At 38.8% G+C, this 26,165-nt stretch carries 32 protein-coding genes; all 32 read right to left on the bottom strand.

What is annotated here, in order from left to right; all coding sequences use genetic code 11:
• Window positions 1–176: 176 nt before the first annotated feature.
• The 32 genes from ABGV42_RS01840 to ABGV42_RS01690 all read right to left on the bottom strand — a co-directional run bounded on the left by ABGV42_RS01840 (window position 177) and on the right by ABGV42_RS01690 (window position 26,164).
• Window positions 177–932: a hypothetical protein gene (locus tag ABGV42_RS01840; protein WP_347380122.1), complete on the bottom strand. Its 756-nt coding sequence runs from the start codon at window positions 930–932 to the stop codon at window positions 177–179.
• 54 nt (window positions 933–986) lie between these two features.
• Window positions 987–1,241 carry a hypothetical protein gene (locus tag ABGV42_RS01835; RefSeq protein ID WP_347380121.1) on the bottom strand — a complete coding sequence of 85 codons (255 nt, stop codon included), beginning with the start codon at window positions 1,239–1,241 and terminating at the stop codon, window positions 987–989.
• Window positions 1,242–1,252: 11 nt separating this feature from the next.
• Window positions 1,253–1,786, bottom strand: a complete 534-nt coding sequence (locus ABGV42_RS01830; RefSeq protein ID WP_347380120.1) for a hypothetical protein — start codon at window positions 1,784–1,786, stop codon at window positions 1,253–1,255.
• A gap of 86 nt (window positions 1,787–1,872) precedes the next feature.
• On the bottom strand, window positions 1,873–2,331 hold the full coding sequence (locus tag ABGV42_RS31845; RefSeq protein ID WP_431523594.1) for a GNAT family N-acetyltransferase: 459 nt from the start codon (window positions 2,329–2,331) through the stop codon (window positions 1,873–1,875).
• A gap of 78 nt (window positions 2,332–2,409) precedes the next feature.
• Window positions 2,410–3,099 (bottom strand): dCTP deaminase domain-containing protein, encoded by a 690-nt coding sequence (locus ABGV42_RS01825; protein ID WP_347380119.1) that lies wholly within the window; start codon window positions 3,097–3,099, stop codon window positions 2,410–2,412.
• A gap of 480 nt (window positions 3,100–3,579) precedes the next feature.
• On the bottom strand, window positions 3,580–4,356 hold the full coding sequence (locus ABGV42_RS01820) for a hypothetical protein (protein ID WP_347380118.1): 777 nt from the start codon (window positions 4,354–4,356) through the stop codon (window positions 3,580–3,582).
• An 89-nt stretch (window positions 4,357–4,445) separates the two neighbouring features.
• Window positions 4,446–4,823, bottom strand: coding sequence for a bactofilin family protein (locus ABGV42_RS01815; protein WP_347380117.1), 378 nt, complete (start codon window positions 4,821–4,823; stop codon window positions 4,446–4,448).
• Between the two features lie 18 nt (window positions 4,824–4,841).
• The gene (locus tag ABGV42_RS01810; RefSeq protein WP_347380116.1) at window positions 4,842–5,174 is read right to left on the bottom strand and encodes a hypothetical protein; all 333 of its coding nucleotides are present in this window, start codon (window positions 5,172–5,174) and stop codon (window positions 4,842–4,844) included.
• 36 nt (window positions 5,175–5,210) lie between these two features.
• A complete protein-coding gene (locus ABGV42_RS01805) occupies window positions 5,211–5,336 on the bottom strand; it encodes a hypothetical protein (protein ID WP_347380115.1) in 126 nt (41 codons plus the stop codon).
• Between the two features lie 265 nt (window positions 5,337–5,601).
• On the bottom strand, window positions 5,602–5,964 hold the full coding sequence (locus ABGV42_RS01800; protein WP_347380114.1) for a hypothetical protein: 363 nt from the start codon (window positions 5,962–5,964) through the stop codon (window positions 5,602–5,604).
• A 12-nt stretch (window positions 5,965–5,976) separates the two neighbouring features.
• Window positions 5,977–6,786, bottom strand: coding sequence for a hypothetical protein (locus tag ABGV42_RS01795; RefSeq protein WP_347380113.1), 810 nt, complete (start codon window positions 6,784–6,786; stop codon window positions 5,977–5,979).
• Window positions 6,787–6,808: 22 nt separating this feature from the next.
• Window positions 6,809–8,080 (bottom strand): ATP-binding protein, encoded by a 1,272-nt coding sequence (locus ABGV42_RS01790; RefSeq protein ID WP_347380112.1) that lies wholly within the window; start codon window positions 8,078–8,080, stop codon window positions 6,809–6,811.
• A gap of 30 nt (window positions 8,081–8,110) precedes the next feature.
• On the bottom strand, window positions 8,111–8,644 hold the full coding sequence (locus tag ABGV42_RS01785) for a hypothetical protein (RefSeq protein WP_347380111.1): 534 nt from the start codon (window positions 8,642–8,644) through the stop codon (window positions 8,111–8,113).
• Window positions 8,645–8,647: 3 nt separating this feature from the next.
• On the bottom strand, window positions 8,648–9,190 hold the full coding sequence (locus tag ABGV42_RS01780) for a hypothetical protein (RefSeq protein ID WP_347380110.1): 543 nt from the start codon (window positions 9,188–9,190) through the stop codon (window positions 8,648–8,650).
• Between the two features lie 92 nt (window positions 9,191–9,282).
• A complete protein-coding gene (locus ABGV42_RS01775) occupies window positions 9,283–9,663 on the bottom strand; it encodes a hypothetical protein (RefSeq protein ID WP_347380109.1) in 381 nt (126 codons plus the stop codon).
• 192 nt (window positions 9,664–9,855) lie between these two features.
• Window positions 9,856–10,152, bottom strand: coding sequence for a hypothetical protein (locus tag ABGV42_RS01770; protein ID WP_347380108.1), 297 nt, complete (start codon window positions 10,150–10,152; stop codon window positions 9,856–9,858).
• A gap of 26 nt (window positions 10,153–10,178) precedes the next feature.
• On the bottom strand, window positions 10,179–10,703 hold the full coding sequence (locus ABGV42_RS01765) for a hypothetical protein (protein ID WP_347380107.1): 525 nt from the start codon (window positions 10,701–10,703) through the stop codon (window positions 10,179–10,181).
• 73 nt (window positions 10,704–10,776) lie between these two features.
• A complete protein-coding gene (locus tag ABGV42_RS01760; protein ID WP_347380106.1) occupies window positions 10,777–11,289 on the bottom strand; it encodes a hypothetical protein in 513 nt (170 codons plus the stop codon).
• Between the two features lie 28 nt (window positions 11,290–11,317).
• A complete protein-coding gene (locus ABGV42_RS01755; RefSeq protein ID WP_347380105.1) occupies window positions 11,318–11,674 on the bottom strand; it encodes a hypothetical protein in 357 nt (118 codons plus the stop codon).
• 359 nt (window positions 11,675–12,033) lie between these two features.
• The gene (locus ABGV42_RS01750) at window positions 12,034–12,807 is read right to left on the bottom strand and encodes a hypothetical protein (RefSeq protein ID WP_347380104.1); all 774 of its coding nucleotides are present in this window, start codon (window positions 12,805–12,807) and stop codon (window positions 12,034–12,036) included.
• A 527-nt stretch (window positions 12,808–13,334) separates the two neighbouring features.
• Window positions 13,335–14,201, bottom strand: a complete 867-nt coding sequence (locus ABGV42_RS01745) for a hypothetical protein (protein ID WP_347380103.1) — start codon at window positions 14,199–14,201, stop codon at window positions 13,335–13,337.
• Window positions 14,202–14,648: 447 nt separating this feature from the next.
• Entirely contained in the window at window positions 14,649–15,095 is a 447-nt protein-coding gene (locus ABGV42_RS01740; RefSeq protein WP_347380102.1) for a hypothetical protein, read from the bottom strand.
• The gene (locus ABGV42_RS01735; RefSeq protein ID WP_347380101.1) at window positions 15,092–16,267 is read right to left on the bottom strand and encodes a hypothetical protein; all 1,176 of its coding nucleotides are present in this window, start codon (window positions 16,265–16,267) and stop codon (window positions 15,092–15,094) included. The genes ABGV42_RS01740 and ABGV42_RS01735 overlap by 4 nt, the downstream gene beginning before the upstream one ends.
• Before the next feature lie 151 nt (window positions 16,268–16,418).
• On the bottom strand, window positions 16,419–17,249 hold the full coding sequence (locus ABGV42_RS01730) for a hypothetical protein (protein ID WP_347380100.1): 831 nt from the start codon (window positions 17,247–17,249) through the stop codon (window positions 16,419–16,421).
• Window positions 17,250–17,320: 71 nt separating this feature from the next.
• Complete coding sequence (locus ABGV42_RS01725; protein ID WP_347380099.1) at window positions 17,321–21,391, bottom strand: hypothetical protein; 4,071 nt, start codon at window positions 21,389–21,391, stop codon at window positions 17,321–17,323.
• Window positions 21,392–21,407: 16 nt separating this feature from the next.
• On the bottom strand, window positions 21,408–22,364 hold the full coding sequence (locus ABGV42_RS01720) for a copper amine oxidase N-terminal domain-containing protein (RefSeq protein ID WP_347380098.1): 957 nt from the start codon (window positions 22,362–22,364) through the stop codon (window positions 21,408–21,410).
• A gap of 66 nt (window positions 22,365–22,430) precedes the next feature.
• Entirely contained in the window at window positions 22,431–22,772 is a 342-nt protein-coding gene (locus ABGV42_RS01715) for a hypothetical protein (RefSeq protein ID WP_347380097.1), read from the bottom strand.
• 23 nt (window positions 22,773–22,795) lie between these two features.
• Entirely contained in the window at window positions 22,796–23,365 is a 570-nt protein-coding gene (locus ABGV42_RS01710) for a hypothetical protein (protein WP_347380096.1), read from the bottom strand.
• A gap of 6 nt (window positions 23,366–23,371) precedes the next feature.
• Window positions 23,372–23,941, bottom strand: a complete 570-nt coding sequence (locus tag ABGV42_RS01705; protein WP_347380095.1) for a hypothetical protein — start codon at window positions 23,939–23,941, stop codon at window positions 23,372–23,374.
• A gap of 105 nt (window positions 23,942–24,046) precedes the next feature.
• On the bottom strand, window positions 24,047–24,205 hold the full coding sequence (locus ABGV42_RS01700) for a hypothetical protein (RefSeq protein ID WP_347380094.1): 159 nt from the start codon (window positions 24,203–24,205) through the stop codon (window positions 24,047–24,049).
• Between the two features lie 37 nt (window positions 24,206–24,242).
• Window positions 24,243–25,151, bottom strand: a complete 909-nt coding sequence (locus ABGV42_RS01695; RefSeq protein WP_347380093.1) for a hypothetical protein — start codon at window positions 25,149–25,151, stop codon at window positions 24,243–24,245.
• Entirely contained in the window at window positions 25,148–26,164 is a 1,017-nt protein-coding gene (locus ABGV42_RS01690) for a hypothetical protein (RefSeq protein ID WP_347380092.1), read from the bottom strand. Before ABGV42_RS01690 ends, ABGV42_RS01695 begins: the two co-directional genes overlap by 4 nt.
• Window position 26,165: the final 1 nt, after the last annotated feature.

Genomic DNA, 26,165 nt, shown 5'->3' with positions numbered 1-26,165 from the left:
ATCAAAACAATAGTATTTTTATCAAAACAATAGTATTTTAACTTTTAATACCATTTTTACCACTCGCTTTATGTTCCCCTTATCCCCTAATTCTATCCAGGTACTTATTCACATCCAAAAAATAAAACTGCACATTTATCTGTGCAGTCCTTATTTATTGGGATTCATTATTGATTTTATCGAATCTTAAAGTTCTTTATATTTAAGCGTGATTTAATAGGTTGCACGGTAAAAGAGGGATATTCGATCTTACAATAAGCTACAATGATTATTTCGGCAATAGAGGCAAAACAGATATATTGAATCATCATGAGGAATCCGAGGAATAAGAAGAAGGTATAATCAACATAACCACTTTGAACTTTACAAAGAATGATACCGACAACTACAATTAACGCTCCTGAAAATAGTGGGAAGAGTAAAAGAGGACTATTTCGGTGTAATTTGTGAAATCCTTCGCCACCTTCACGAAGATGTCCTTTTGATATACGGTAACTACAGTAAATTAATGTAAATATTAATACAATGAAACCTAGTGCAATTGATGAGATTACAGCGTACCCGTAAACGTTAGACATTAGTGTATAATCATAAAACATCAAAACAAGTACATAAGATTCAAGTCCAAACTTAAACATATAGACGACTAATATAACAATTTGTAATTTCTGTAACCTATAAGCAATGGGCTTTATTATAAAAATAGCAGTTAAAATGATCTGAAAAATTAGCACATTACCCATTAAATTAACCATATCATAAAGATTATAATTATTTCTGACGGAGCTATCCTCTATGGTAAGGCGTGAGATGATAGTGATTACAGTACTGTATATTGTAATTATGAAGAAGAGTAAACTTACACCTGCTGGTGAAAGCCGACCTACAACCTCATCCCAGAGTTGTTTATAGTCGTGATCAGTAGTTTTCATGATGACCTCCGAGAAGATAAAGCGCAAAAAGTCTGCTAAATGCAGACTTTTGGTTTAACCTATATAGCGTTTACCCAATGTATTGATCCATGCAAATTCAGTGTAATCCAACGAATACCATTCATTCTCTTTGATGACGTGCAAAGTAATAGGCTTTTGCACATTCATTGCATTTTGGAGTTCAGTTAAAGTTGTGGCCCTGCCAGAATCGAGATAATACTTATGCAAATGAGCATATCCGATACTCGGTACCCGAATGTGATTCACACCATTGGGATGTTTCAAATACGTGTCACGAGAAGCTGCCATAAATTTAACCTCTATTCTGTAAATTCTCCAGTCTCTAAATTAACGTAGAATGTTAATTTATTGATTCCTGCCAAGACTCCTGATAATTGTGATATCTCATACTTTGAGATAGTATCAGAAGGTCGAGTTATGTTAACAGAGAATTCCGAGAGATGGGGTCTCCAAGAATTCTCTGGAATTTTATCAGCAGAAGTGATAATATCCATAACGTCAGTTTCATCGAGTGGTGGTACGTGGCTTTTTGAAGCGGAGTTCAATTCGAGGATAATACGTTTAATTTTATAATAAGTTTCCTCTTCTTTGGGGAGACTCTCGGCCTGATCCAAAGTTATACAAAAATCATCGCCATCAGATCGGGATTCGGAATAAAGACATTCCGAGGTATCAAGAGTAGCTGAGGATTTCTCTAGAGGGACGTAGGGTATGTACTCAACACCATTAGCGTCCTTAGTAATACTGGAAGGGTTTGATGTTTCGATTGTTTCTTGAGGTGTACTGCACGCGGTTAAAATCAGAATACACAAAAGTATACTTATTTTACGCAATTTTACTTCAGTCCTATCTGAGATAAAGAGAAGTATTTAACCTTTTCCCTCTCCATACCTATTTAAATGGGTCTTTAAACGTACAACTATTTTGGTTCTCTCACATATACAAAACTTCGGCACCTACAATATTCACATCGTGATTTACACTGATGTATGCCACTATCGCAAGGATCAGAATAATATCCCTCAAGTTCGCCCATATCTACGAAACCAAAGGAATTAAATAGTGTTTCAGCCTTCCATCCTTCTGGTCGATGCAAACTATTAGCGACAGAGTACAGTCCTGAACCACAACTTAATGCAGCTGATAGTAAACGTGATCCATACCCTTTATTTCGTGAATCAGGTTTAACATAGAAATTTGAAATAAAATTGTATTTATTCTGAACAGGTATCTTACCCTTAATTGAAGGATAAAAACGAAAGAGAGTGTAATCTCTTACACTCTCTTGTTGAATAAAACCTATAAGTTCAGAACCGTCTTCGATAATAAGATAGCTGTTCTGTTCCAATGAATGTAGTATATGTTCCGACGTTGCCATACCTGAGGCAAGATCGTCATTTAACATTTCAGCTATTGCTAAGGCATGAGATGTAGTTGCATACCTTAACTTTGTCATTTAGTTTGACCCAGTACTGTGGAATCCACCAGTGCGCAATGTTTCAGTGACTTCATCGTCATCAACAGCTAATGCCTGAGTAAAACGTGCTTGACACAAACGTGAACCTTTAGGCAGAACGATAGGTTCATTGCTGATATTACGAATCATCAGTTTGATCTCACGTCCGTAGTAGTCCGGATCAATAAGTCCGATGTGGTTTGCAAGAATAATTTGATATTCCATTGTCGTCCCGCTGCGGAGTAATATATCCAAACCTTCAGATGGTGGCATATAGCAAGTGATACCAGTAGGTACCAAGAATACCTTTCCCGGTTCTACAGTAACTTCTTCAGTACTATAGAGATCATGAGCCAGTGCGTATTTTGTCTTACGTACAGGCATAACTGCATCATCATTCAACAATTCGAATCCCCGTACAGGTACAATTTCACCCCAGTAAAATTGATGTACTTTGCCGTCGTATTTGAATTCGAAACCGTTATCCCATTCGATAATGTTATCAATCAAACGTGCGTTGAAAACGAAATCATGCTCACCTTCAATTGCCAAAAGTACTTCGTTTGCGTCATCAGAGAGTTGAGTATCGTAGCGGTAATCGTTGAATACAGGCATACCATGAGTTTTAACCGTAATATTTCCTGGATGTTTATGGAATAAGTGACTAAGTTCGAGCCCTGTAACTGACATTAAAATACCCCTTTACTTATTAAAATTTAATAATCACAAGATAAATCACGATCGCGCAGGTAAATTTCCTTCGCTTCGTTCTTACACGTCTCACTACATACTGGGAATGAATCTCCGTGATATGTATTCCCCCACAACTGCCAACTCCAGACTGGTTCTCCTATGTCTTTTGTGCAAATATGACACTTACCGAGAATCCGAGGAGAAAATGAATCGCATTTACGTGCAATTCGATTATAGTCCCCGTCTTCCGACATAGCATTATAATCATCATCACCGATGTTTATAACGTCTTTTTGGCAGAGAGATTCAGGTTCATAGGGAGGTTCATATAAAGATCCACGAAACCCAGGGACATTGTGACTATTGATACAGTCAAAACAAGTATATGTTTGTCCTGCCAATAAGGTATTCCCCCTAAATTCTTATTATCCTTTACTACTACATAATGTACCAGACTATTTATAGTTAGATATAATTTTAATTGTATGCTAAAATCTGGTACGCATAATCAATAATATCCTCTGCCGCATCTAAACTTCTACGCCCTGTTGTAACTTTAATGTCGCCAGTTATTGTGTGGTGCATCGGCGCAATGTGATGAGTAGTAGAACTGAACATAGAATAGTCCATTTGCGCATCACCAGAACTAACACTCAGTCTAGGTGATTCCCTCTCAATAAGATACTTAACAGCATTCCCTTTAGTAATTTCTTTAGGAAATAGATATAATTTCTTTTCCTGCAAGATTAAGTCACATCCCAGTGAATCTGCAAATGGAATCATTGATTTGACATAACCTTCATGATAATGGTTTAAGTTCTCAATTTTAGTCATAATCATACTCTCATTAATAGGGTAGAAGTTGCATCCGAAATAAGACGAGAATTCTTGACTAATATGATTATATGCATGTTCACGAGATCTACGTGAGATTTCAAGCTGACTGCGTAAATGAGATTCCCAAACAGTATCGAGTTCCCCATTAATGTAAATTTCTTTGCCTGACTCACATACCATAAATTCAGGAAACTGATCCCGAATGAAATGTACACGTAGCGCCTGTTCAAGTGTTCGTGCAGTTACTGGAACTAAAAAGAAAGCTTCCCTAAATGAAATCAGCTTTATCAGAGCGCCAGATGTAGTATGTGAAGTAAATTTACCTTCTTTGGTTTCTACAGGCACCATTGCACCATCGAAGTCTGAGTAGAAGACCTTAGAGTAAATTAGCGTACGATCTAAATCCGAAAATAACATGCATTACCTCTTTCTCGGGCACATAAAAATACCCACTTATTTTCTGCTACATCGTTTAATGTGACAGCATAAGTGGGGATTGTATAATTTTAAGCGTTTACCGGATTAGCTACAGCAGTATCACTTAATTTTTTACGGATCTTCGACATTCCTTGTAAAATACCTCCAGGTTCGATGATAAGTTCGCTGCACTCTACATCACCGTAGACTCTACCAGTTTTAGTGATTTTCACTGTCCCAGTAGTGATGATACCTTTATCTACCGTCCCAGATACCTCAACATCAGCTGTACTTCGAACTCTGATGCAATGACCATTCTTACCAACTGCCAGGATGTCGGAACTATCGATATTACCTTCGATAAAACCTTTAACCAGTGCTGGAGATCGAAATGCAACGTTACCTAAAATCATTGCACCCTTATCAATAATATTATCGTACTTTCGGTTAAGTAATTTATGTAACATTCCGACATCCCCTTAAGTTTATTTGGTAAGTTTAGCTAGTTTCTCAAGTTTAGATCCGATAAGTTCAGATTGCTTTTTCAATGCGTCTACCTGAGTACTGAGTTCAGCAAGAGACTGTACCTGTTTAGATATTTGGGCTTCTTTTTCAGTAATTTCAGCTTTATATTGCTCGATCTGCTTTTCGTAAATTGCTGCCTTCTCACTGACCGTAGAAAGTTCTCTACGTGTCTCCTGATTTGAAATATATTGCGATGTAGGCATCATAAAAATTGCCAGTATCAGTGCCAAAAATATAAAGGTAAATGCCTTTGTATTTTTAATTTTGTCGAAATAATTTTTAAGTTTATTCATAAATTTTCCCGTTCCTCTCGATTAATACATATGTAATTAAATGAATTGCGAACAAATTTCTGCCACAGTCAAGGCGAGTCCAATCGGAGTACCCACAAAAACTGTTAGATAGAAAACTGCTTCCCATCCTTCACCAAAATTATTTTTGATAAATAGTTTCATTATACCGACCTCCACATATTGAGTGTGTTTAACTCAACCATAATACTGTACTAAGGGCAACAATACTACAGCGGTAATGATGATCCCACCCACGATAAACTGGAATGGTCCCATATCACCAATACCGAAATATTTTTCAATGAACGTAGTGTTTTCCACAGTCAACTTTACCTCCATTATCAGGTATTATTTTCCTATCTTTCAACACTACTTAATTAAAACGATCAAAAAAGGAACGCATAATTATAATTAGCGTCCCTTTAATTTATTTCCAACCCATGCTATCTTTGATTTGTTCTCGTAAATCGTTAGGGACTTCTGAAGCGGGAGTTTCAGGTAATATTCGCTCTTTGTTACCTTTACTATCCACCTTATAATGACCTAATCCGTCATCATCCAGGGTTTGGTCCCGATCAGATGGAAAGACTGTTTCCTTTTTACCTTCCGAGTCTGTAAAAGTGATACCTGTATCGCTGACATCAAAATCTGGTTTACTGTCAATTACTGCGTTCTCATCGAAGTTGGAAGAGAATATGAAATTGTATATCCCTAAAAAGGTTCCGACAACAACGAGTAACGCAATCGCCAATATCATCAATTGCCAGCGCGTTTTTAACTTCTTAATCATATTAATTAATGACTATTCCCAATCGGGATCGAAGATTGTAGTTTTAGCAACGGAAATGGAATAACGAATTGTACGCGTACTGCGGACGCTGGAGTGAATATCAGCTTTAACAGAAGGAAGGAATCCAGAGGGTTTACGTCGAGGATATGGGACAAAGTCTACCAAGTAGTCAAGTCGTACCTGATATCCATCCTGAATACTATTTCGAATATCACGCATAATCAGATTATATGCTCGGCTTGATTGCTCTTTTGTAAGTCCTGCTCGGTAAAGTGCAGATTTAAAGTATTTGTGATCCCGTACAGCTGGATGATAAATTACACCGTCAACAATTTTCTGCGCTTCAATCCGTGCAGCTTTTTTAGCATTACCGGAATTCTCAACCACATCACTAATTCCCAAGAAACTGTAGTCGACTTCAGTAGTACCATCAGCAACAGCACTAGTTGTCTTTAAATCAACCGAAGCTTCAGGTGACCAGTCAGGATCGACTTCAATGAGACTATCGTGAGATTTAGCATAGAAGATTTTCTCAGGATGCTGTACGGCCTGGTGCAGTGTAGCCCGTACATGTGGAATATAATGTTCCCCTTCAAGTTTGAGGAAAGGTGTAAAATCGATAAGTGGATTAAGATCAACACGATATCCAAGCAAGATACTCGTGCGAATCTCACGCATTACAACATTGTAAATTTTAATCGCAATTTCCCGTGAGAATCCCGAGCGATAGAGTGAAGCTTTAAAATAGCTATGATCCCTAATTGCAGGATAGTAGCTGAAGCTAGCGGAGTCGCTAGCCTGTACCTCAGTAATATTTTCCATAATTCTCAGTCACCCCAGTTGTTTATTTATCAGATACGAAGTTACCTTCAAACATTGCGGCAATCTCGTCATCAGTGATTTCTTTGTCATTTGCGTTATACTGTTCATCGCGCAACATATCAGAGACTGAAGCGAAGTTACGTGAAGATATTGCCATTTCTTCAGCAGTTTTCTTCTTCATTTCTTCAGCAGATGCAGCTTCAAAAATAGTTGCATGTTTAGCCTTGAGCGTAAATACCATCAGGAGATACTCAGCGTTAGTTCTGACTTTCATGACACTGAAGAGATTGTTAATAAGACTGGCCACCTCAGCGAGTGTGTATGATTTCAGGAATTTCTTAATACGTGTAGTTTCCTGTTCGGTATAATCGTCGAGACTAACGCCTGCCTTTATCTTCATGATATCTGAAAGGAACTTAGGTAGTCCGTTTAAAAACTCTTCAGGTTCCATATCATATTTCTTTTCGATTACGTTGAGAAACTGGAGCGCCATGAACGCATCACCATCAAGCTGCTCAAAATAATCGATATAACTATCTGCGCTTTTGATGAGAAGCGCATCCAGAACATAACTATGAGTGACATTCCCTTCTTTCATGAAGGTATCCAACTTTACTACCGCTTCACGCGGTCCACGGTTAGCATACTTAACAATTGTAGATAAAGCTTTTTTATCGTAAATGATACTTTCCTTATTACAAATCATTTCGAGATGATCGGAAAGTTCAACAGCTTTCGGTTTTTGGACTTGATACTCACGGAAACGAGTTTTAATCGCCGGGAGAAGATCTTCTGGGTCAGTTGTACAAATAAAAATGTAAAGTCCTTTGATAGGTTCTTCACAAATTTTAAGTAGTGAAGCCTGTGCTTCGGGAGAGATACGTTGACATTCATCCAAAATAAATACGCGTTTGTTACCTGCAAACATTGTTTTCTGTCTCATTAAAGCGACAATTTGTTTGACATCATCAATTCGTCCGTGAGAAGACATATCGTACTCATTGATCGGTAGTTTAGGATTCTTACCATCATTTTGAATAGATTTCTCAATTTCTTTACAGTTAGGACATTCACGGCAAGCAATACCACCATCCTGCAAATTCTCACAGAATAGCAGTTTGCTTAAAATCCGTGCCGTAGTTGTTTTACCTGTTCCCGGAGGTCCCGATAACAAAACCTGCTGAGGAAGTGTGTTATCCCCCGCCATTTTAGCAAATGATCGCTTGAGTCGTCCGTTACCTACGACTTCATTTAGGTCTTTTGGACGATATTTTAGTTCCAAAGCTGCATTCATTAAAAGTACCTCCGTAAATTAGTTTAACTGTTACTCGCCTAGATACTCGAAAATAGCACCTGATTGCATAACTTCTTCAATCTTTTTCGGGTTAAAATACTCACCCATAAGCCAACCGTTTTCAGTATACACATATTCAACGTAAGCAACAAGTGCCTGACTCATTAGACTATTGCTAACAGCTGGATGACTGCTGGTAAGATAATACCAATAACATCTACCTTTATTGTCGATCGCGTAAATGTGAGGAAGCTCATTCTGGGCATGAGCCTGTAAGTGATTCTCAACAAGCGTAGGATAACGATTAAGTCTTCCGGAATCATACAACAGTACATTTTGGATGTAGTTGAAAATAATGGTATGTCCTACAACATCACGATATTTATTGAATAGTTCATATGTTTTATACGCGGCCTTTTCAGCTTCTGCATAGGTAATATAACTGAGTTTTACACCTATTACGTTAAAATCGTAGGCGCGTAGTTTGTAAACACTGTCCTCATAATCGATAGAAATACCGGAATTATCATCGTTATCGTTAAGTGCTAAATTTAATGTCGACATTAATTAATCCCTCTGAACATCGAGATACTCAAAAATGGTACCCGATTTCATTGCTTTCTCAATAAGTTCAGGGTTAGAGTATACTCCCATTTGCCACCCATTTTCAGTGTAAATATATTCGGCATATGTGCTCAAACCTTGATGTGATAAATTAATTCCGATTGGATTATATTCCCCAGTTAACTGGTACCAATAGTGTTTGCCATGTGCATCTATTACAAAAATACGCGATACTTCATCCTTCACAGTAAAGGATTGCAAATGACTTTCGATAAGGGTATAGGGTCTCTCAATTCGACCATCAATGTGCAACAATGTGTTGTGAATGTAGTCGTAAATTCCAGGGAATCCTACAACATCCGCATATTTTTTGTACATATCGTACGCTCTATACAATGCGTCGCTTGCGGATTTATAATTGCCATAATTAATGTGAAATCCGATAATGTGCCAATCGTACAATGAAACTTGGATAGATTCTCCGACATCGTCAAGTCGTACTCCAGATTTCTGTTCTTCATCAAAATATAAATGAATTGGTTCCATTTTGTCTTTTCCTCCAGTACAAATTATATTAGGTAATTTATCACCTATATAATTCATGAATTAGACCTCAAATAGAAGTAGATAATTGATAACTATCCGAAATTAACAACTACGCCATCTGCATGTGGACCAAGGGAGATTGTATCAACCCACTCAGCTTCATCTTGACAAAAGCGTTCACATGTAATATCTCCGTAATCGTCCACAATTGGAGCGGTGTAGGTATCGTAACAAGGAGTTCCCTTTTTCCAGTAGGTCATAACAAATCCAAGATCGGGATGTTCAATTTCGCCCCATTCCTTACCGTTGCCCCATGTTAATACTTTGCCGGAATGTCGGTATTTCCATTTAACATCTTTATACCCGCGTTCTTTAGCTTCCTCTGCATATTCCTCAGCGAGCTGCATACTACCATAAGCGTCTTCGTAAGAACGGTTGTCGTCTGAATATGTAACAATCCAATCTAGATTCATGCGGAAACCTCCATTTTAGTTGGTATACACCCAAATTCTCCTAAGTAAATTAATCACAAATTTACTCCACTAAATGTACTTATTTCGCGTCCTTATAGTTTTAATCAAATTAAAAAGCCCGGAGATTCCGAGCTTTTAAAAGTTAACACATCTATCTTTACTCACCATATAAATATTGCGATTTATATTGAACTACTTTACTTGATATGGAACACTACCTGCTAGTATAGCTTCCTCTATATGATGCCAAGCGTAATGTTCAACAGCCTGCCAACTATCCTTGATGTACTGGAAGCCAATGTAAGCTTTGACATTGTTCTCGATCAAGTCTTCAGTAGTCTCATAATAATCTGGAGGCCTCATGACAGATCGGTAGACCAGATCGTTGTTATTGTTGATCCAATAAACTCGCGCTACCTCACCGTAAATATTCATCTTTACAATGTGGTCAGATAGAATATCAATAGCTGATTTCGTTTCTTCAGTCACTTTTATCACCTCTTGAAGTTAGTATACTAAGCATAAGCAAGTAAGTCACTGATATCGTAAACACTAGGTTGAGTTAGTGGTACTCCGTTAGCTATCAGTATATTATAGAGTTCTGTGCTTATATTAATAGTCCCATTCGAGATAGCCTCGAAGTTTGATATAGCAAGCTTAGCACTCTCGATGTTATTGTTGTAATCTTCCTCGTTATTATAAGGCCAAGGATCAAACATGTTCTTGGATGTGAACAGCAAGTAACCGGTACCATTTGATGGGAATAGCTTATATCCTCCGTCTTTTCTCTCCTTAATAGTAACTTTGGAGAAATAATCCTGGCAGTCGGAAACACCATTATTGAATAGTGAAAGTTGGGCCATAGTGAAATTTATAGCTTCTTCATCGGATATCGCGAAGTAAAAATTAGTTTCTGTATTGCGAAGTACAATACCCGGAGTGTTAGCAGCATAGTGCCCACCGACAGGTGTCAATTGAACACCAAGGGATATAGTCGAGTACCATGCTGATTTAGTAAAACTTTTTCGTTTATCTCTCAAGTTAACCCTCCTTAATTAATGTTACTGCATTTACTTGATAGCCTTCAGTTATTAGCGATCAATTTCAGTTATTTTAATACCCGTAATCGTGCAAGATGTTCTTCATATTCCGCGGAATAATGATATCGTTCCTCGATAAGAACTCCTTAGCAAGTTGACGTGCGTACATTGAATACTCGTCAGTGTTATGTACGTTATATTCAGGATGGATATCGTAAATATATTCTAGTAATACATTTTCTGGATGTATTGGTCGCAGAGTAAACCACTCGGAGCCATTCTCAGAAATGAGCCCCACATATGCATTGGTAGTTAATGCGATATCATGCGGGTTATTTCCAAGTACAGCAATATCTTCGTGTTCCTTAATCGCTGAAATAACATCGTAGGATGGACGTATTACTAATCGATCGCTATCTTTTCCACTGTAAATGTATCCTAAAATGTCACTAGCTTTAATAGTTTCATTGGGATCATAACCACGTACAATTGCACCCCTTATCGAGAAGTGCGCCCGATCAGAATATTGTCTGAAGAGATTTAGTCTCGATTCGTCTTTTAACTGCTCATCGCCGTCAATATACATTAGGTAAACCTCCGTTTAGCTGAATGGGTTATCTCCAGTACTTCGATGTATTGCTGAAACCCTCTTGAGTTAAATATACATCTGCTACTTGGATACTTACGTCTAGGCTCGGGTAATCTGATGCCTGGCATATTGCTTCTGCGATATCATGTGTGACAAGATCGGTAAGTATTATGCGACCATAACTTTCGAATCTCACCGTGTAAGTTACCTGCTCTAGCGGGTTTACAGTTATAACCTCACCACTGCCAGATATATAAGATTGAGCTACGTCGAAAGTCATGTTAGCTGCTTCGTTTGGATCGTGTGACCAAGGTTTTGCTGAATTACTTGTTAGGAATAAGGGTCCTAGTTTGATGACAAATATATCGTTTTTCTCAGACATAATTAAACCTCCATGCTTATCTGTAATTTTTGATCAATTGCTCAGCGTACGTACTGTAATCAGAGAACAGGTCGTTGCCTACGTAAAAATGTAGTTTATTGTACTCTTCTTCAGTGATTTCGATAAGTTCCAACGATCCAACGTATTTCTCGCCAACAACTACCTCACTAATACCGTCTATTATCTCACCATGTATATTCCTATAGTATATTATGATAGTTTCAGGATTTATAAAATATTCTATGATTAATCACCTCTTTCCCTTATATTTATCCTCTTTCTCTTAATTGCATCGTTAAATTTCGGCAACAAAAAAAGACCACATTTCTGTGGTCTTTTGTATATGCTGCGTTAATGGCTTAGATTTCAACCAGTTCAACGTCTTGCAGTTGTCCAGCTGCTTTAGCCATGAAGTTATCCAATTCATCCAGGATGTTTTTGGAAGCATTTTTCGAACCGCCGTTACCAGTACGAGTAGTTGTTTGCGCTTCTTTCATTGCGTTCAGCAACTCTTCAGTAGCAGGGATTTTACCTTCCAAGATTTCTTGGTACATGGAGAATGCTTTTTGAGCATACTCTTGAGAAGTGTAGTGATCGTTTTTAGGAATCGCACGACCGTCAGCAACCATTTTTTCGTTCAACAGGCTCAGACCGTTGATACCACGCAGACGAAGGGAAACTTTCTTGATTGGTTGACCATCTTCACCAACTTGAGTACGTTGTTGAATAGTACCATCTGGAAGTTCCACTTTTTCTTTCGCATCGCTTTCGGACATTTCGTGAACAGCGTTACGGAAGAACAATACTGCATCGCTATTACCTTCTTTGAAGAGGCTAGCTTGACGAGCGGACAGGTTAACTGCTTCACGGCGGCTAACTGCTTTTTTCTCATCAGTTTCAACGTTGCGGATTACATAACCGATAACACCTGGGTTAGAGAAGTAAGTGTTACCTTTGCCTTTTTTACGAGCGAAGTGATTACCGATAGAAGCGACGATTTCACGTTTTGCTTTATCTACATCCGTTTGAGCGAAACGAGTTTTGCTCGAAGATTTAGTTGTGCTTTTTGCACCTGCGTCAGGAGCGCCTGCTCCAGATTTTCTTTGTTTCAAACGTGCGTTTTGTTCAGCCATTAGAAATTCCTCCCAAGGAAAGTTTTAATTTTTTTATGTTGAAGCAAGTTCCTGCTGTCTTTATGTACTTGTTAACTTGCTCTCCTTTAACTATCCTTATTATATCGGATGATTACTCATGGTGCAAGGAGATTATTACAAGTTTTTGAGACGTTCCAGAGAACTCACTGTGCAACCTTACTTAAAAACCTTTAAATCAATTAACCTTCATACAACCATCATTGACCGTATCCCTAACACTTATACGAGATACTCTAGAGAAAAATGAAAGTCTTTCAATCATCAACTTTTCATTATTCTTTTTCTTTCTTACATTCACCAACTGTTCACGACAAGGTGCCGACCCAATAATTTTCGATTAGACACTAAAATATCAGCTTAGTTATAAGTTTTTTTGCTCAGGTATTAGTGTAATTATATAAGACTAGATTGAATATTAACGCGAGGTCATTAAATTAATCATAGTTGCATCTATAAAAGAAGGGTAGTGGAAATATACGATCCACTACCCTTAATTTTTTATCAGACTAAGCCAACATTTTGACAATAGAATTCATTGCATATTTTTCTGCCCACCATGCAAGAGTTGCCTTGTTAATAGGAAGGTCAAAATCAAAGGAAACTGTAGTTTCAAGAGGGAGGACTACCTTGAGAGAATCGAGCGCTTGTTCCAGCTTGGTTCCAGTAAAGTACTTCTCCAACAATTCCCGTTCAAGGTTGTTAGCACGAATCTCAGAGAAGTCGACACCGTCATCATCCATCTGCCAGACCCATTTTTCGAATGCAGCCCCACCGAAACCTTTGATTCCTGGAATCTTATCGGCAGTATCACCAACAGTTGCCTTATAAAGTGCGATTGTATTATAAGGAAGTCCAATTGCTTCGTGATAATTATCCCGAGTGATTTCATTGAATTCATACTTCTTATGATTATGACCGCGTACCCAACTAACATTTTCACGTACACCCTGCATCAAATCCGTGTCACACGTATACATCTTAACGTGACCCTCAGTTCTCAACTGATCAGCGGTAGCTAGTACCAAATCATCCGCTTCAAATCCTTCTTGACGGAGGACATTGAAATTAGATGAAGTCAATGCCTGATATACCAAATCAACCTGTTCAGTAAAATTTGGAATATTAGACTTTAATGAAGGACGATTAGCTTTATAAGATTGAGTCTGCTCTTTACGTTGGTTAGACCATGAGTCCAAACAAATAATTGGAATTTCTCCGGAATTTAGCAACTTCACAACGAAACGCATAAAGTTAAACGCCATTGTTGTGTTAATAGTTTCACCATTAAGTTCAGCAGTCAAGTCCAAACCGCGATACATCCCATAAGGTACCATGATACTCATTCCATCGATAACAGCAAAAGTCTTAGTCATTTTTATCCACCTTTCGTTTTTTCTTACGGCGTTCGTTCCAACAGTAAATTCCGATGCATAAGATACCTAAAAATATCCATAAACCAGCGGACCAAAGGTTGCCATTTTTGACCGACACATAAATACATGCTAAAAAATTGAGAAGAGCTACCCAATAAATTAAGCGAAAAAACTTGTCGTCCATCTAGTTGTCTCCTTTAGTCTTAGACTGTTTAAGGTGACGTTCCTCTATATAAATGAATATCATTCGAAAGATATAACTAGCCGATAGGAATAATAACGAGCGGAAAAGGTCTCCACCAAAAGCAGTTACAAGCGATAAAAATACAGTAAATTCTGAGGTAAATTTTAAAGCGAATGCTTGATTTAAATTTTTAGACATTAAATAACAACTCCGGCAAAAATAATAGGCAGGTGCTTTTCAACCCCTGCCCTTATAAAATATAGTTAATCGTCCATACCATTGAGTATCGACATAGCTGCAGCATTTAGACGCTTAATTTGCCGTTTTGGCTTAGTACCAGTTTCTTCAGTACCTTTTGATTCGACCATCGGTCCCAGTTCGCTAGTTTCAGAGGTTACTTCCGAAACTGCTGTTTCCGTAGTCGGCGCAGCTTCAGTTGTCTGCTGAACGAAGCCACCCGATTGCATCATCTGCATAAAAGCTTGTACCATGCTAGGGTCAACTATAGGAATATTATTACTAACTTCTGAACCAGTACCAGAATTAAAGATCTGTCCCTGACTACCATCAAATTTATGTAGGAATTCAAGGTCTCTAGTTACTAGTCGAGTTAAGTACTCGGATAATTCCCCACGCAAGGCACGTTCTTGAACGTAAGCTAACGGGAGTCCCGTCAGCTTAAGTTCAATCATTGTACGGAATTCACTCATGCTGCAAATTCCCGATCACGAAGCATTCTCAATTGATTTTGCAGACCGAGGATATTAGCACGACGTGGATCTTTAGGAGTGTAAACCGGAATTCCTTCCACAATTTGAGAGACAACAGCTTTAAATGCGTCGCCCATAGAGGTGGTAGCTTCGCCTGATTTTTTAGATGCTCCGCCAACGAAGATGAATCCTGCAATAGACTGCAAGTTCAAACCGTTAGTAATCAGGTAGTTATCAAACTCGCTATACCACATGTTTACATATTCACGGTTAGCTGATGAGATCAGAGATTGTACATCAACAGTGTTAGCCCCAATGCGCAGACGACCACTATCAAAGATAGTACGCAATTCCTCCAAGCTAGGACGGAACTTGTACTGGTTCTCGATCAGACCACCGAGGTGACTCATAGTATATTTGGAACCGTGAGCCAAAGTTTTAATTTTACCACCGATAACTTTACCGTTTTCCAACCGGATTACGTCGAAGGTATTTTCACCACCATCGAACAAGATGAAGTTTGAACCTTGAACTTGCTCAGCCAATTTAGTTGGTACACCGTTTTCATCGACCAATGCATAAGCCATAGCTGCTTGTCCTTCAGAACGCAGGTCAACAGTAGTCAAGTTGATCGTGAATACTTCGTCGGTGATTTTATTTTCGATACGGATCAAGGAATTTTCCAAAGTTGATTTTACAATTTTAGTTGCATTGTCTTCCAAGAATTCAGTTGGAGGAAGCAACAACCGCAGATGTGCATTAACTTCACGCAAATCAGATTCTTTCATCATGCATACAAGCGAAGACAAAGCGTTAATGTAAGTTTCAACCTGAATAGATTTACGCACATTAGGTTTCAACTGCACAGCGTTAGCAGAAATATTCTTTGCAATATTACCTGCCAACCAAGTTTTATCGTTAATTTCAGTGAGTAGCTTGTTTGCCACGTCATTTTGTACTTTTTGTTTGTGAGTAATGCTGATTTTCAATAATAGCGTATCGACGAAGGGAGCATCTTCGCTTACCTTCTTCTTCGGATCTTGGTTATCCTTCAGATCCAATGTACCAACATAGTTACTGTATTCCCCGACCATTTCCTGTTCTTCGGAAACCAATGTTCCGCGAACCATGGTACTACCTGTATCAACGCCAGCGTAGATTTTCACTGTCATGTAATATACTCCCCTTCAACTGATTATCATTTTCTTATCTATCCCATAATGATTCAGACTAATCGTAGTTAAAATAAAATAATATGTTGTCCCTAAATGTAAATGTTTTATGAGATATAAGCAAGAAAAAACTCCGCCGGAGCGGAGTAATTTACTTAGTAATTTTCAATGTAATTTTATTATCTTCGTTGGTGCCTTCCTCTATTTCAACTGTCCATGGTCCGATAACTGAAGAAAGGAATCTTACAATCTGGTCTTTAGCTTCGGTTAACTCCAAGTCCAAATTTACTTTCGAGTTATTAAGGATTTCTTTAAGGAGATTACCACAATTTAAATCTTTCATCCAGATATATGAATTAGCGATACTCTGCGCTTTGAGCTTTTCCTCAGCACTCCAAGGTCTCAAGCGTCCACTGATATACATCCGGACAGCATCGTTAAATTTATACGCATAGCTGATCTCACGTAAAATTCTGAGAACTTCTCGGGAATTACCATAGTTAGCGATGTAGTCCTTGATCGGACCACTGATACCACTAACTGCGCCCTTACCGACACTTGTCATCCAGTTTCGTGCGCGCTCATTTGATAATTCCGGAAACCTATAAGCATCAGAAGCTTCCCATCGAGATAATTCAGTAATACTTTCATTTTCAGCAGTACCTTGAGTAATGTAAACTCGATGTTCACTAGTACTCATTGTTTGGAAGTTACGTTTATTTGCCGAAACCAGCTGACTAACTTTCTTTTTATCAGCGTCGTTAAGTAAGTCTGATTCTAATGCGTACTCAGGATCAACATAACCTTTACGTGGTTTTTGTCCATCTTCAGTATATTCACACAGCAAAACTGGAGAACATAATTTACCTGTCAAGAAACATTTCATTTTTACACGGTCAATAGAGAATATGCGGAGTTTTTTGGAAGTTGTGGGTGATGTGGGAAGTGTTGGCGTACTTGTTGTTTTCTGCGGCTCTGCCATGTCTACACTTCCTTTCGGAATTTTTATAGTTTTAATCCCACCTAACTGGCGCTAGGTGGGAAGTTGTACATTTAATTCAAGAGGTCAGACAAATCAGGAAGAGTAATTTCTTTTCCCGTGTTTGGATCAGTTGCTTTTGGAGGAGTTGAACCGTTACCTCCAGAACTTGGTGTCGATGGTTTAATCTCAACTGTAGATTGAGACTCTTCATAGTTATCGAAGATAGAACCGTAAACAATCAGCGGATCGAGAGCTGAGAAGAAGTTAATCTTACCAGTCAATCCGAGTTTTGCCAAGTTACCCGAACCTTCAGTACGTAGTGTGTAAACTCCGTCTTGTGTATTCGGATGAATCAGGAATTGACGACCAGTGACAGCGTTATTCTTAGATGATGTTTGACCACCGAACTTACCAGTAGCCGAAGCCAATCTTACAGGAAGCTTAATAGTGAACACTGTGCGTACGATTTGTTTCTTACCGTTAGCGTCCTCATAAGCATTAACCTTAGTACTAGTGTACCCGCTATTAGCGACTGCGTTACTTACTGTACCACTACCACTGTATTCCAGTTTCATGCTACCATAAGTTCCGTTAAACTTAGCGGAAGTACCACCAGCGGCTTCACCAGAAACGTTGTTATTCAAGTTCCGATAAGTACGGTTAGAACTCATCAACGTTGCATCTTTCTCACCAGTCAACTTGTAATTATTAAAGATATCCCCAACAAAGTTTTTCATTGCTGTGACATTCTCAGTTTCAGTCTCACCTTCCAATACTGCTCGGATTGTGATCTGGCTTTCAAAGAAGACACCGCGACCTGCTCGAATTACTTGTGGGAAGTCTTTATAATAACTGTTAGATTGAACTCCGATTTTTGTAAATGTACCCGAAGCCAACCATTTAACTGGATCAAAACGTTTGTAGTTTGCATTCCAAGCATCAACTTTCAAGTTGTTTGTCCGTGATAACGAGCCGTCAGACTTAACAGGTGAACTATAAGCAGGTCCATTGTTATACAACTTGCTCATGCTACTTGTTTTAAACTTGAATGGCAGGTAATCCAGAGCGGCTACAGCGGCCAAGTTTGTACCATATCCATAACGGATAGATTCATTATCATTTTCCCAAACAGCCAACAATGAAGGCTTATTGTTACTCATGAAATCAGGACGTGTAACATCAATTTGTACTGCGGTGTTATGACCATAGTTCAGGTTGTTACCATTACCGTTAGGATCGGTATGTGTAAATGATCCCGGACCTTCGTTATAGTCGTTACCTTGATGATAAACGAAATCTGGAGATTTATTACCGTCTTTGCTACCGTTTGGCATGTAGTTCAATGTCAACCAGTCGAAACGTCCGTATTGGTCAGCCACATACAATGTCAAAGTTTTAGCGGCACTATCCAAGTCGTTATATCCAGCTTTATCAGTAGTTGTATACTTAGAAGCTTCGTAACGAGCGACAGCAGAACCAGTTTTGTGTGCGTTTTTAACACTGCCCAAGTTCAAAGTTTCATTCAACTTGAACCATTCCTGTACCTTATCCTTCGGAATAACGATTCGGTTATTCTTATCATCCTTAGTAACTCCGGATGGAAGTTTAAGATCGGTCACAGACAATTTCTGAAGTCCGTTACCACTTTTACTTGCACTTCCCAAACTTTGAATGAATGGTTGGGAACCTCCAACTTTATAATTGGAGCTAATAGCTGAATCAAATCCATCAAATACAAGCTTACGCCAGTATCCACCATTTGGATTTGAAGGCTTATCTAAATCTTGGATAGTTGAAGGAAGCTTAGCTTTATTACTATTGTAGTTATACAACAGATCAGCGGAAACTCCAGCACTATTATAACCTTCAGCTGTAAATTGGATTACTACATCACCGTTGCCATCTTGGTAGAAACGTTTAATAGCAGGTTTATCAGCAGATGTATATTCAGTAGTCAAAAGTTTATCGTTCTGATAATAGCTTTCGTCTTTCTCAAAACTGAAGAACTTTTTGTAATAGTATTTGTACTCAGCACAGTAACTATTACCTTTACCATCTGAACTCCATCTTACACAGTAACGATAATACCAATCACTGTCACGGACACCTTTCAAGTCTTCGTTCCGTTTGATATCCTGTTCAGTTGTCTTCACATTAGCACCTGAAAGTTGAGCAACATAATCAAGTTTCAGGAAGCTAGGTGTGGAAGTCAAACCGTTGAATTCATAGAAGAAGTCTTGAGGAGTGATATCCTTAGCGAAAGGAGCAATTTGTTTAGTTGATAACTTACTGTAAAGGATAGAGTTCTCATAAGATCCACCTTTAAAGAAGTTGTTTTGATATTGTGCGGAAAGTGAATCAACAATGAATTGTGGGTTTGTGTTCAAAGCAGAATATTTTTGAGATTTCAGCGTAGACTTAACACCATCTGCATTGGAGACGCCAACTACTGCTTCGGACGTATTTGCGACAGCTTTGTATCCACCTGTACCATTAACATTGCCGCTGTAAGTTTGTGTAATTACATCGTTAAATGGAACTCCATTAGCGCCGATGTGTGATTCAGTCACACATACTTTACCTACATCAATTGCATCGTTCTTTGCAGATTTACCATTGATACTCAAAGTTGAGTTATGGAGAATACCAGTTTGAGTACTGTTTGGTGTAAATCCTTGAGAAGCAAATTGTTTAAACTTACCTGTGATAGTATTCAACGCTTGACCGAAGTACTGACTTCCAGAGTACACAGGAGCTGTATCCTTAGTATACTTGAAATAAGGTGTTTCATCAGCGGCTGTCGGAGAAGTAGCTGGTGTACAGTTTTCAGGTTGTTTTACTTCAGCGGGAGGTGGAGCCTGATAGTTGAGTGCAATTTTAGCGTAACTGCGACGCTCATAACCATCGTTAATTTCCAAGAAGATATTATCGTCTTTATCCTTGTACTTTTCCAACTGATCCAAGCTGATAAACAGTTTACCTTCATATTCTACGTTCTTTCCGGGAACCCAATTACCACCTACGCGTTTAGACTCACCAGGAACGACTACGATTTCTTTCTTGTCAGTCCAGTTATTGTCAGTGTCTAACATAGACCGTACGCGCTCAGAGTTACTTTTTACCATTGTATCTATTTCAGTTGTGTCCATTTCACCGACACGTGCATCAATCTTATGGTAGTTATAACCATAGGATCTGTAATCGAGAATGATACCTTTTTCTTGCTTACCTGCAATCGTCTTAGTCACAAAAGGTACTTCACCTTCTGGAATAATAATTTCAGGATAAGGTGTCATATGATAAAGGTTGTAACCACGGTAGGCTCCAGCTTCAGTTGAGAAACCAGGTAATCCGTTAAAGTTACTTTGGGATTCGAGGATACCACCGAGTGCAATAGCCAAATCGGTCATACGGAAGAATTTACTAATCTCACCCGTATTTTTGTTTGTTACTTCCATTATACCTTGCGTACCTTTTACTCCAGCAGGGCTCAGTTTATCTGCGTCAGCATCATAAACCTGTGCCTGAGAATAACGTTCGATAATTCTTTCGCTGCGCTTTTTCATCTTATCAGTATTATCACCGATAGAATAATATCCTGCAGGGTCCAAGAGCATCATAATATCTGCCGAGTATAGAGATTCGATAGGTACCATGTTAGCACCTGAACTTACAGAATCGGAATCGCCAGCTTTCTTCTTAATGTTAAAGTTTTGCATGTCCAAAACTTTAGCATCACCGGAGGTACTAGTTATACCTGCGAATTCGTTTGTGAATACCCCGACCCACCTAGATATGAAAGCTTCACGTCGCATAAACTGTGCGAGTTTAGCTTTTTCCCTACTGTGAAATGAACTGTCTCCCCATCCACCAACACCCAAGAACGACATCGATACATTGTAATCGTAGTTGTTTGTATAATTGACGTCATACTCGTTTTGTAGTTTCTTGGTGATAGAAGCAAGTTTTTGGTTGTCTTCACTACTTATGTCAACCTTAATATTGAAGTTGTTTTTAAGCCAACCCTCTGCTACACTAGGCGATTTAGATGCAGATACATCTGTAGTAGGTAAAACTGGAAAGAGAGTTGCAACTAGTGCCAAACTCATTATTGCTTTACCGAGTCTTGCTTTGAAAGCCATGTATTGAACCCCCTAGTTACTTTTTAATACCCAGAGCACTGTATACAGCATCAAGGGATACAACGTGATTATATTGGTCCAAAACAACAAGAGAATCTTTAGAAATGTTTGTATCTACTGGATAATTTTTTACAGCATAGCTGTAAGACATTATTGTGTATCTGTCAAGTCCCTCAGTCATAGCTTCATCACCAGAGATACTTACATCCATTTTGAAGTCTTCAGGCAGATTTTTGAAGCTATAATCTTTGCCTAGGACAATTTTCTCAGTTTTATTAGAACCCTGTTTGAATCCGACCAAAGGATACTTACCAGGCATTTTTGGAATATTGAAACTCAAGCTGCGTGTTTTGGAATTCCACGTCAACGGCTTGAAAATCATAGTTCCATATTCCTTTTGCCCTGAACGAGGACTCCAAGTCGGCCCGTTAGCAGTAGTTGATCCACTACCAGTTGTTGGAACATCTGGAGTTTCCCAAGGTGTATTGATTTCCACCGTACCGCCACCACCTTTCTTAGGCGTCCACTTAACATCTGCCCCCAATCCTTCACTGATGACACGAAGCGGAACCATTGTTCGTCCCGATTGTAAAGTTGGAGCAGCTTCAATTGCTTTCACTTTACCGTCAATTTCAGCTTTTTTCTGTTCAAGTAACACCTTCACCTTATGTTCTTCTGGCTCTTTAATAGATGCCGTGATAGGTGCTTTATTGCTTGACCAATCGATTTCGGCACCGAGAGCTTCCGAAACGAAACGGAGCGGAACAAATGTTACATTAACCTTCTGGTCAATATAAGCGGGAGCTTCATGCATTACAATAGCAACCCCGTTTACTTTGACAGTAACATTATGTACCTGTGCCGCAAATGAACTATCAGAGAATCCTATCAAGGAACCGACCAGTAGCGAGGCTATGACCGTTCCCTTGAGGGCACCCTTCAGCTTATCGCCGATACTCTTCTGCTGTTTCACAGTGAACACCCATCTTTCCTTTGTTAGTATTGTTTGTATTCTGATTATTTAAGGAGTCAACAAATATTAAAGTTGAACTCCAGAAACACGTTGCATAAGGTAACCGAAGTGCTCGTTCTGTTTCTCGGCAATCAACTTTACGATAGGTAGAGCAAATACGGGTTCATCATCGGTAACATCGTAAAGTTCATGAATACGCTCAAAATAACTTTTGTATGCATTAGCATATTCGCCGCCAAACATAATACCGTTATAGAACCCGGTTAAGTTATCATAAGATTCGTTTTGAAATTCGTTGTAGACTTTCTCCGCAACTTCGATCAATCGACTGTCAAAATTAAGTCCACTGTGAAAAAAGAAGTCTGCAAGCGGCAGTCTAGTAGCTGCATCATAATTATAACTCGACATTAATTTCACCTCCCCATAATAGTCTAGTAACTCGAGATCAAGTAAACGATACGGTCAGAACGTAATCCTAAGCGGAGTAGCTGACTTTCGTCAGTATCGATGCCAGGCTTAGCGTAAATACCGAAGTTTGTCATTGAAACTAGATCACGTTTTGTTGAAATACCGATAGCGTAAATTGTGAGTCCATCATAATCCTGTGATGCGACGGCCAATTTCATTCGAATTTTACCGTCCAACATCTTAGTCCGGAATCTCTGGTCAATCGGCATATCATCAGTGTTTAGTTCCATTTCACATTCAACTGTGTTACCACCGTCAGTGCAAGTACGACGATATTTAACAGAATTAAATTGGTTGCTAACAAATGCATCAAATGCATCTTTAATTTGCGTCATGACATAATCATCGCTACCAATGTTACCAGTAGAACTGGCTACACTGTCACGTGCGTTAGCTAATACGTAATCGGTTGCCAACATTGTCTGAAATGTAGCTTCATCCTGAAATTTAGTTGCTCGAAGTACATCGAAAAATATCATAAAGGCCAGAGTTAAGATCAAGAGGTAAACTAGGTTTTTAACATAGGATCCCATATCTGATCACCACCGATACTGCTTAATTGTGATACCGGTAGTAGTAACCGTGATTGGCATATGTGCCACATAAGTACGTCCCATAATTACTGTTTGAAGTTTAAAATTTGTGCGAATCATCACCACAAAAGGAGTATCACGGTTTGTAATTTCCAACCCATCAGGTGGGTTACCGTTTTCGATAGCGGAGTTTATTTTAGCTTGCGCAGTAACTGAGGTTAAAGGGGTCATTGCTCCATTATTGTTACCTGATTTATCTACCTTATAGGTTTGTACTAACAGAGGAGATAAATTTGTAAAGCTTGGGAGCAGATGCTCGTCTCGGCCAGCGTCAACTTTAGAGTTAGTTCCTAAAGTCAAGTTACCTAAAATTCCGTTTTCAGACTCAAACTCACTCATCAATGTATCATGTAAATCCTTATCCATGTAGCCGTCATGTGCGAATTGCAATGCGAACATGTTAGCAGCGGTCTTCACTTCCATATAATAAGGATAGAGCATAATGATCGATGTCATACCCGAGATTACAGCAATGTAAATAATTAGTTTAAATAAGTAGACGGCTAATCGCCCCACGTGAGTACCTCCCTTCTAAGAAGAAAAGCCCACGCTATGTAGTTACTGGTAGTTGTTCTACTCGAGTATGCCCTACATAATGTGGGCTTCTTCTAAGGAGACGGATTAATTGCCGCCGCCAGTCCATTTCTTGATAGCACTACCATCGTCAGTGACGGTTTGTTTAAAGATTGCGTCAGCCCACTCAGAACCGTTTGCAACTACGATACCAATACCGATAGCCGCAACTGCGATCAAAGCTGCCCACATAATAAGTTTCTTCATGCGAATGTTACCTCCAGTTATATTTATGAATTATTGGCTACTTTCCAGAGAAAGTTTCCATAAATCCTGATCCTTGAATCTGTGCTAATAGATAAACGAGTGCAATCATGAAGAACGGTACCAGTGTAATTCCGTTTACAGCTACCAGTCGAGTTTCTAAACGATTACGTTCAACCTGTCTTGCCATTTCCCGAGCATTGTCCAATTCCGTCTTAAATCCTTCCAATACAGAGAGGTTATTCTCACCATTGAGGCGTGCTTCCATATACTCACAGAAGCGTGTAATATAAGGTAGAGGAAGAGCCTTTTTCCAACGACGAAGTGCTTCAATTTCTCCAAGGCTCACAATATTACTAGCGAGGATTGAAAGTTCTTGCGCAAATTCAGGAGATGAGGATTTAATTCCGTTACGGACAACGTTTATAAGAGGGACATTAATACGTTTACGGTAGGCAAAATATGCGGACCGATAAAAATCGGGAAACTCAGCTTCAACAGCTGCGTTCATTTTTGAGATTCTTGTACGAATATCAATTACAGGATAGTGGTAAGCGTAGATTGCAAACGCGAAACCAAGGAGACCAAAGATACCGAAGATTAAGCAGATAATGAGGGATATGAGGGAGAAAATACCGAATAATACAAATTGCGAAATTTTGATGTCAATTGCAGTTTCAGTACGACCTAGACGAATAAGTTCTTCTTCCAACCGTTCCCGGTCAGCATCATTAATTTTGAAATCTTTAGGAGTATACTTACGGAACATTTTGTAAAGTCCTTGGAAGTCACTACCAGTTGATTCCTCTTTAACGTGGGAAGACATTGAACCATGTTTTGATTTCTTAGGTCGAACAATTCGGAACAAACGGGCAAGTAGATCATAAGCGAACCAACCTACACCCGCAGCAATAACCGCAATCAATAAAATGGAGACAATATCGTTCATACTCTATCTCCTCTTCTTAATTCTTTCGACAAATCCATGCCAACTTGCATTAACTGCGAAACCACGAAAATTAGAATGCAACAAAAGATTGTCAATGAGTTAGTTAATTGTCCAAGGAAAGTAGTTCTCATAAACTCAGAAGTCATACCGTAAAAATTAGCCAAGAGACATACGAAAGCAATGACGCCAACTCGACCATACATATCCGTATTAACCTTAGAGAACAACTTTTCATTGTTAATCATATTAATCCGAGTTGATTTATTAACCTCGGTAATATCCATGAAACTCTCAGCGGCACCTTCTTGTTGATCTTCTTCAAAAATAATTGCTTTCTGAGCGAAGTCAGTAAAAGTGATTCCGAGTTTTTCCGCTAATTCTGTCATTGCTACCCGAACCGGAACACCCTGAACCTTAATTTTATTAAGCGTTGTTTGGATATGCGGTCTAATACTTGGATGTGCAACATTAATAGAATCTTCAAAAGCCGAAATCAAGCCTTTCGGCATTAAAGGACAGACGTTATCCAGGAATGTCATAACATTCAAATTCAATGCCCGAACTCGAGATTTAGATCCAGCTACAATAGCCGCGAAAATAGCAGCGACAGTAGGTAATGCGATCATCAGAGCCAATACAATGTTTTCAGTGAACCAGATAGATGCTGCGGTTGCAATTACGCCAACCATTGCAAACAGTACATTGAACTTAAAGACTGTCATATTTCGCAACCCATATGATTCGATTACTCCAGATAACATTAAACTATACACTCGGTAATACTTGTTTTGTTGTACCCCGATACGCTCCAATTGCCATTGATTACGTAACTTCTGACTATCGATACGTTCCAATCCAGTCCTAGCTTGACCAGTAATTCGGGAAATCCCTCGTGATAGAGAGATTCCCCAGAATTTAAAGGTAAATATTACAAAAGCTAATAGGAATAACATGATTGGAACAAAGTCAGGGTTAGTAAATAAACTTTTAATCGACTCGATAATTTTGTCCATT

Source organism: Paenibacillus pabuli (genome assembly GCF_039831995.1).
In the GTDB taxonomy this organism is placed as follows: domain Bacteria; phylum Bacillota; class Bacilli; order Paenibacillales; family Paenibacillaceae; genus Paenibacillus; species Paenibacillus pabuli_C.
This window is presented reverse-complemented; position numbering and strand designations above follow the sequence as displayed.

Coding starts and splice junctions, on each gene's coding strand:
- ABGV42_RS01840 (WP_347380122.1), bottom strand. CDS start 932: ATGAAAACTACTGATCACGACTATAAACAACTCTGGGATGAGGTTGTA.
- ABGV42_RS01835 (WP_347380121.1), bottom strand. CDS start 1,241: ATGGCAGCTTCTCGTGACACGTATTTGAAACATCCCAATGGTGTGAAT.
- ABGV42_RS31845 (WP_431523594.1), bottom strand. CDS start 2,331: ATGGCAACGTCGGAACATATACTACATTCATTGGAACAGAACAGCTAT.
- ABGV42_RS01825 (WP_347380119.1), bottom strand. CDS start 3,099: ATGTCAGTTACAGGGCTCGAACTTAGTCACTTATTCCATAAACATCCA.
- ABGV42_RS01820 (WP_347380118.1), bottom strand. CDS start 4,356: ATGTTATTTTCGGATTTAGATCGTACGCTAATTTACTCTAAGGTCTTC.
- ABGV42_RS01815 (WP_347380117.1), bottom strand. CDS start 4,823: ATGTTACATAAATTACTTAACCGAAAGTACGATAATATTATTGATAAG.
- ABGV42_RS01810 (WP_347380116.1), bottom strand. CDS start 5,174: ATGAATAAACTTAAAAATTATTTCGACAAAATTAAAAATACAAAGGCA.
- ABGV42_RS01805 (WP_347380115.1), bottom strand. CDS start 5,336: ATGAAACTATTTATCAAAAATAATTTTGGTGAAGGATGGGAAGCAGTT.
- ABGV42_RS01800 (WP_347380114.1), bottom strand. CDS start 5,964: ATGATTAAGAAGTTAAAAACGCGCTGGCAATTGATGATATTGGCGATT.
- ABGV42_RS01795 (WP_347380113.1), bottom strand. CDS start 6,786: ATGGAAAATATTACTGAGGTACAGGCTAGCGACTCCGCTAGCTTCAGC.
- ABGV42_RS01790 (WP_347380112.1), bottom strand. CDS start 8,080: ATGAATGCAGCTTTGGAACTAAAATATCGTCCAAAAGACCTAAATGAA.
- ABGV42_RS01785 (WP_347380111.1), bottom strand. CDS start 8,644: ATGTCGACATTAAATTTAGCACTTAACGATAACGATGATAATTCCGGT.
- ABGV42_RS01780 (WP_347380110.1), bottom strand. CDS start 9,190: ATGGAACCAATTCATTTATATTTTGATGAAGAACAGAAATCTGGAGTA.
- ABGV42_RS01775 (WP_347380109.1), bottom strand. CDS start 9,663: ATGAATCTAGATTGGATTGTTACATATTCAGACGACAACCGTTCTTAC.
- ABGV42_RS01760 (WP_347380106.1), bottom strand. CDS start 11,289: ATGTATATTGACGGCGATGAGCAGTTAAAAGACGAATCGAGACTAAAT.
- ABGV42_RS01755 (WP_347380105.1), bottom strand. CDS start 11,674: ATGTCTGAGAAAAACGATATATTTGTCATCAAACTAGGACCCTTATTC.
- ABGV42_RS01750 (WP_347380104.1), bottom strand. CDS start 12,807: ATGGCTGAACAAAACGCACGTTTGAAACAAAGAAAATCTGGAGCAGGC.
- ABGV42_RS01745 (WP_347380103.1), bottom strand. CDS start 14,201: ATGACTAAGACTTTTGCTGTTATCGATGGAATGAGTATCATGGTACCT.
- ABGV42_RS01740 (WP_347380102.1), bottom strand. CDS start 15,095: ATGAGTGAATTCCGTACAATGATTGAACTTAAGCTGACGGGACTCCCG.
- ABGV42_RS01735 (WP_347380101.1), bottom strand. CDS start 16,267: ATGACAGTGAAAATCTACGCTGGCGTTGATACAGGTAGTACCATGGTT.
- ABGV42_RS01730 (WP_347380100.1), bottom strand. CDS start 17,249: ATGGCAGAGCCGCAGAAAACAACAAGTACGCCAACACTTCCCACATCA.
- ABGV42_RS01725 (WP_347380099.1), bottom strand. CDS start 21,391: ATGGCTTTCAAAGCAAGACTCGGTAAAGCAATAATGAGTTTGGCACTA.
- ABGV42_RS01715 (WP_347380097.1), bottom strand. CDS start 22,772: ATGTCGAGTTATAATTATGATGCAGCTACTAGACTGCCGCTTGCAGAC.
- ABGV42_RS01710 (WP_347380096.1), bottom strand. CDS start 23,365: ATGGGATCCTATGTTAAAAACCTAGTTTACCTCTTGATCTTAACTCTG.
- ABGV42_RS01700 (WP_347380094.1), bottom strand. CDS start 24,205: ATGAAGAAACTTATTATGTGGGCAGCTTTGATCGCAGTTGCGGCTATC.
- ABGV42_RS01695 (WP_347380093.1), bottom strand. CDS start 25,151: ATGAACGATATTGTCTCCATTTTATTGATTGCGGTTATTGCTGCGGGT.
- ABGV42_RS01690 (WP_347380092.1), bottom strand. CDS start 26,164: ATGGACAAAATTATCGAGTCGATTAAAAGTTTATTTACTAACCCTGAC.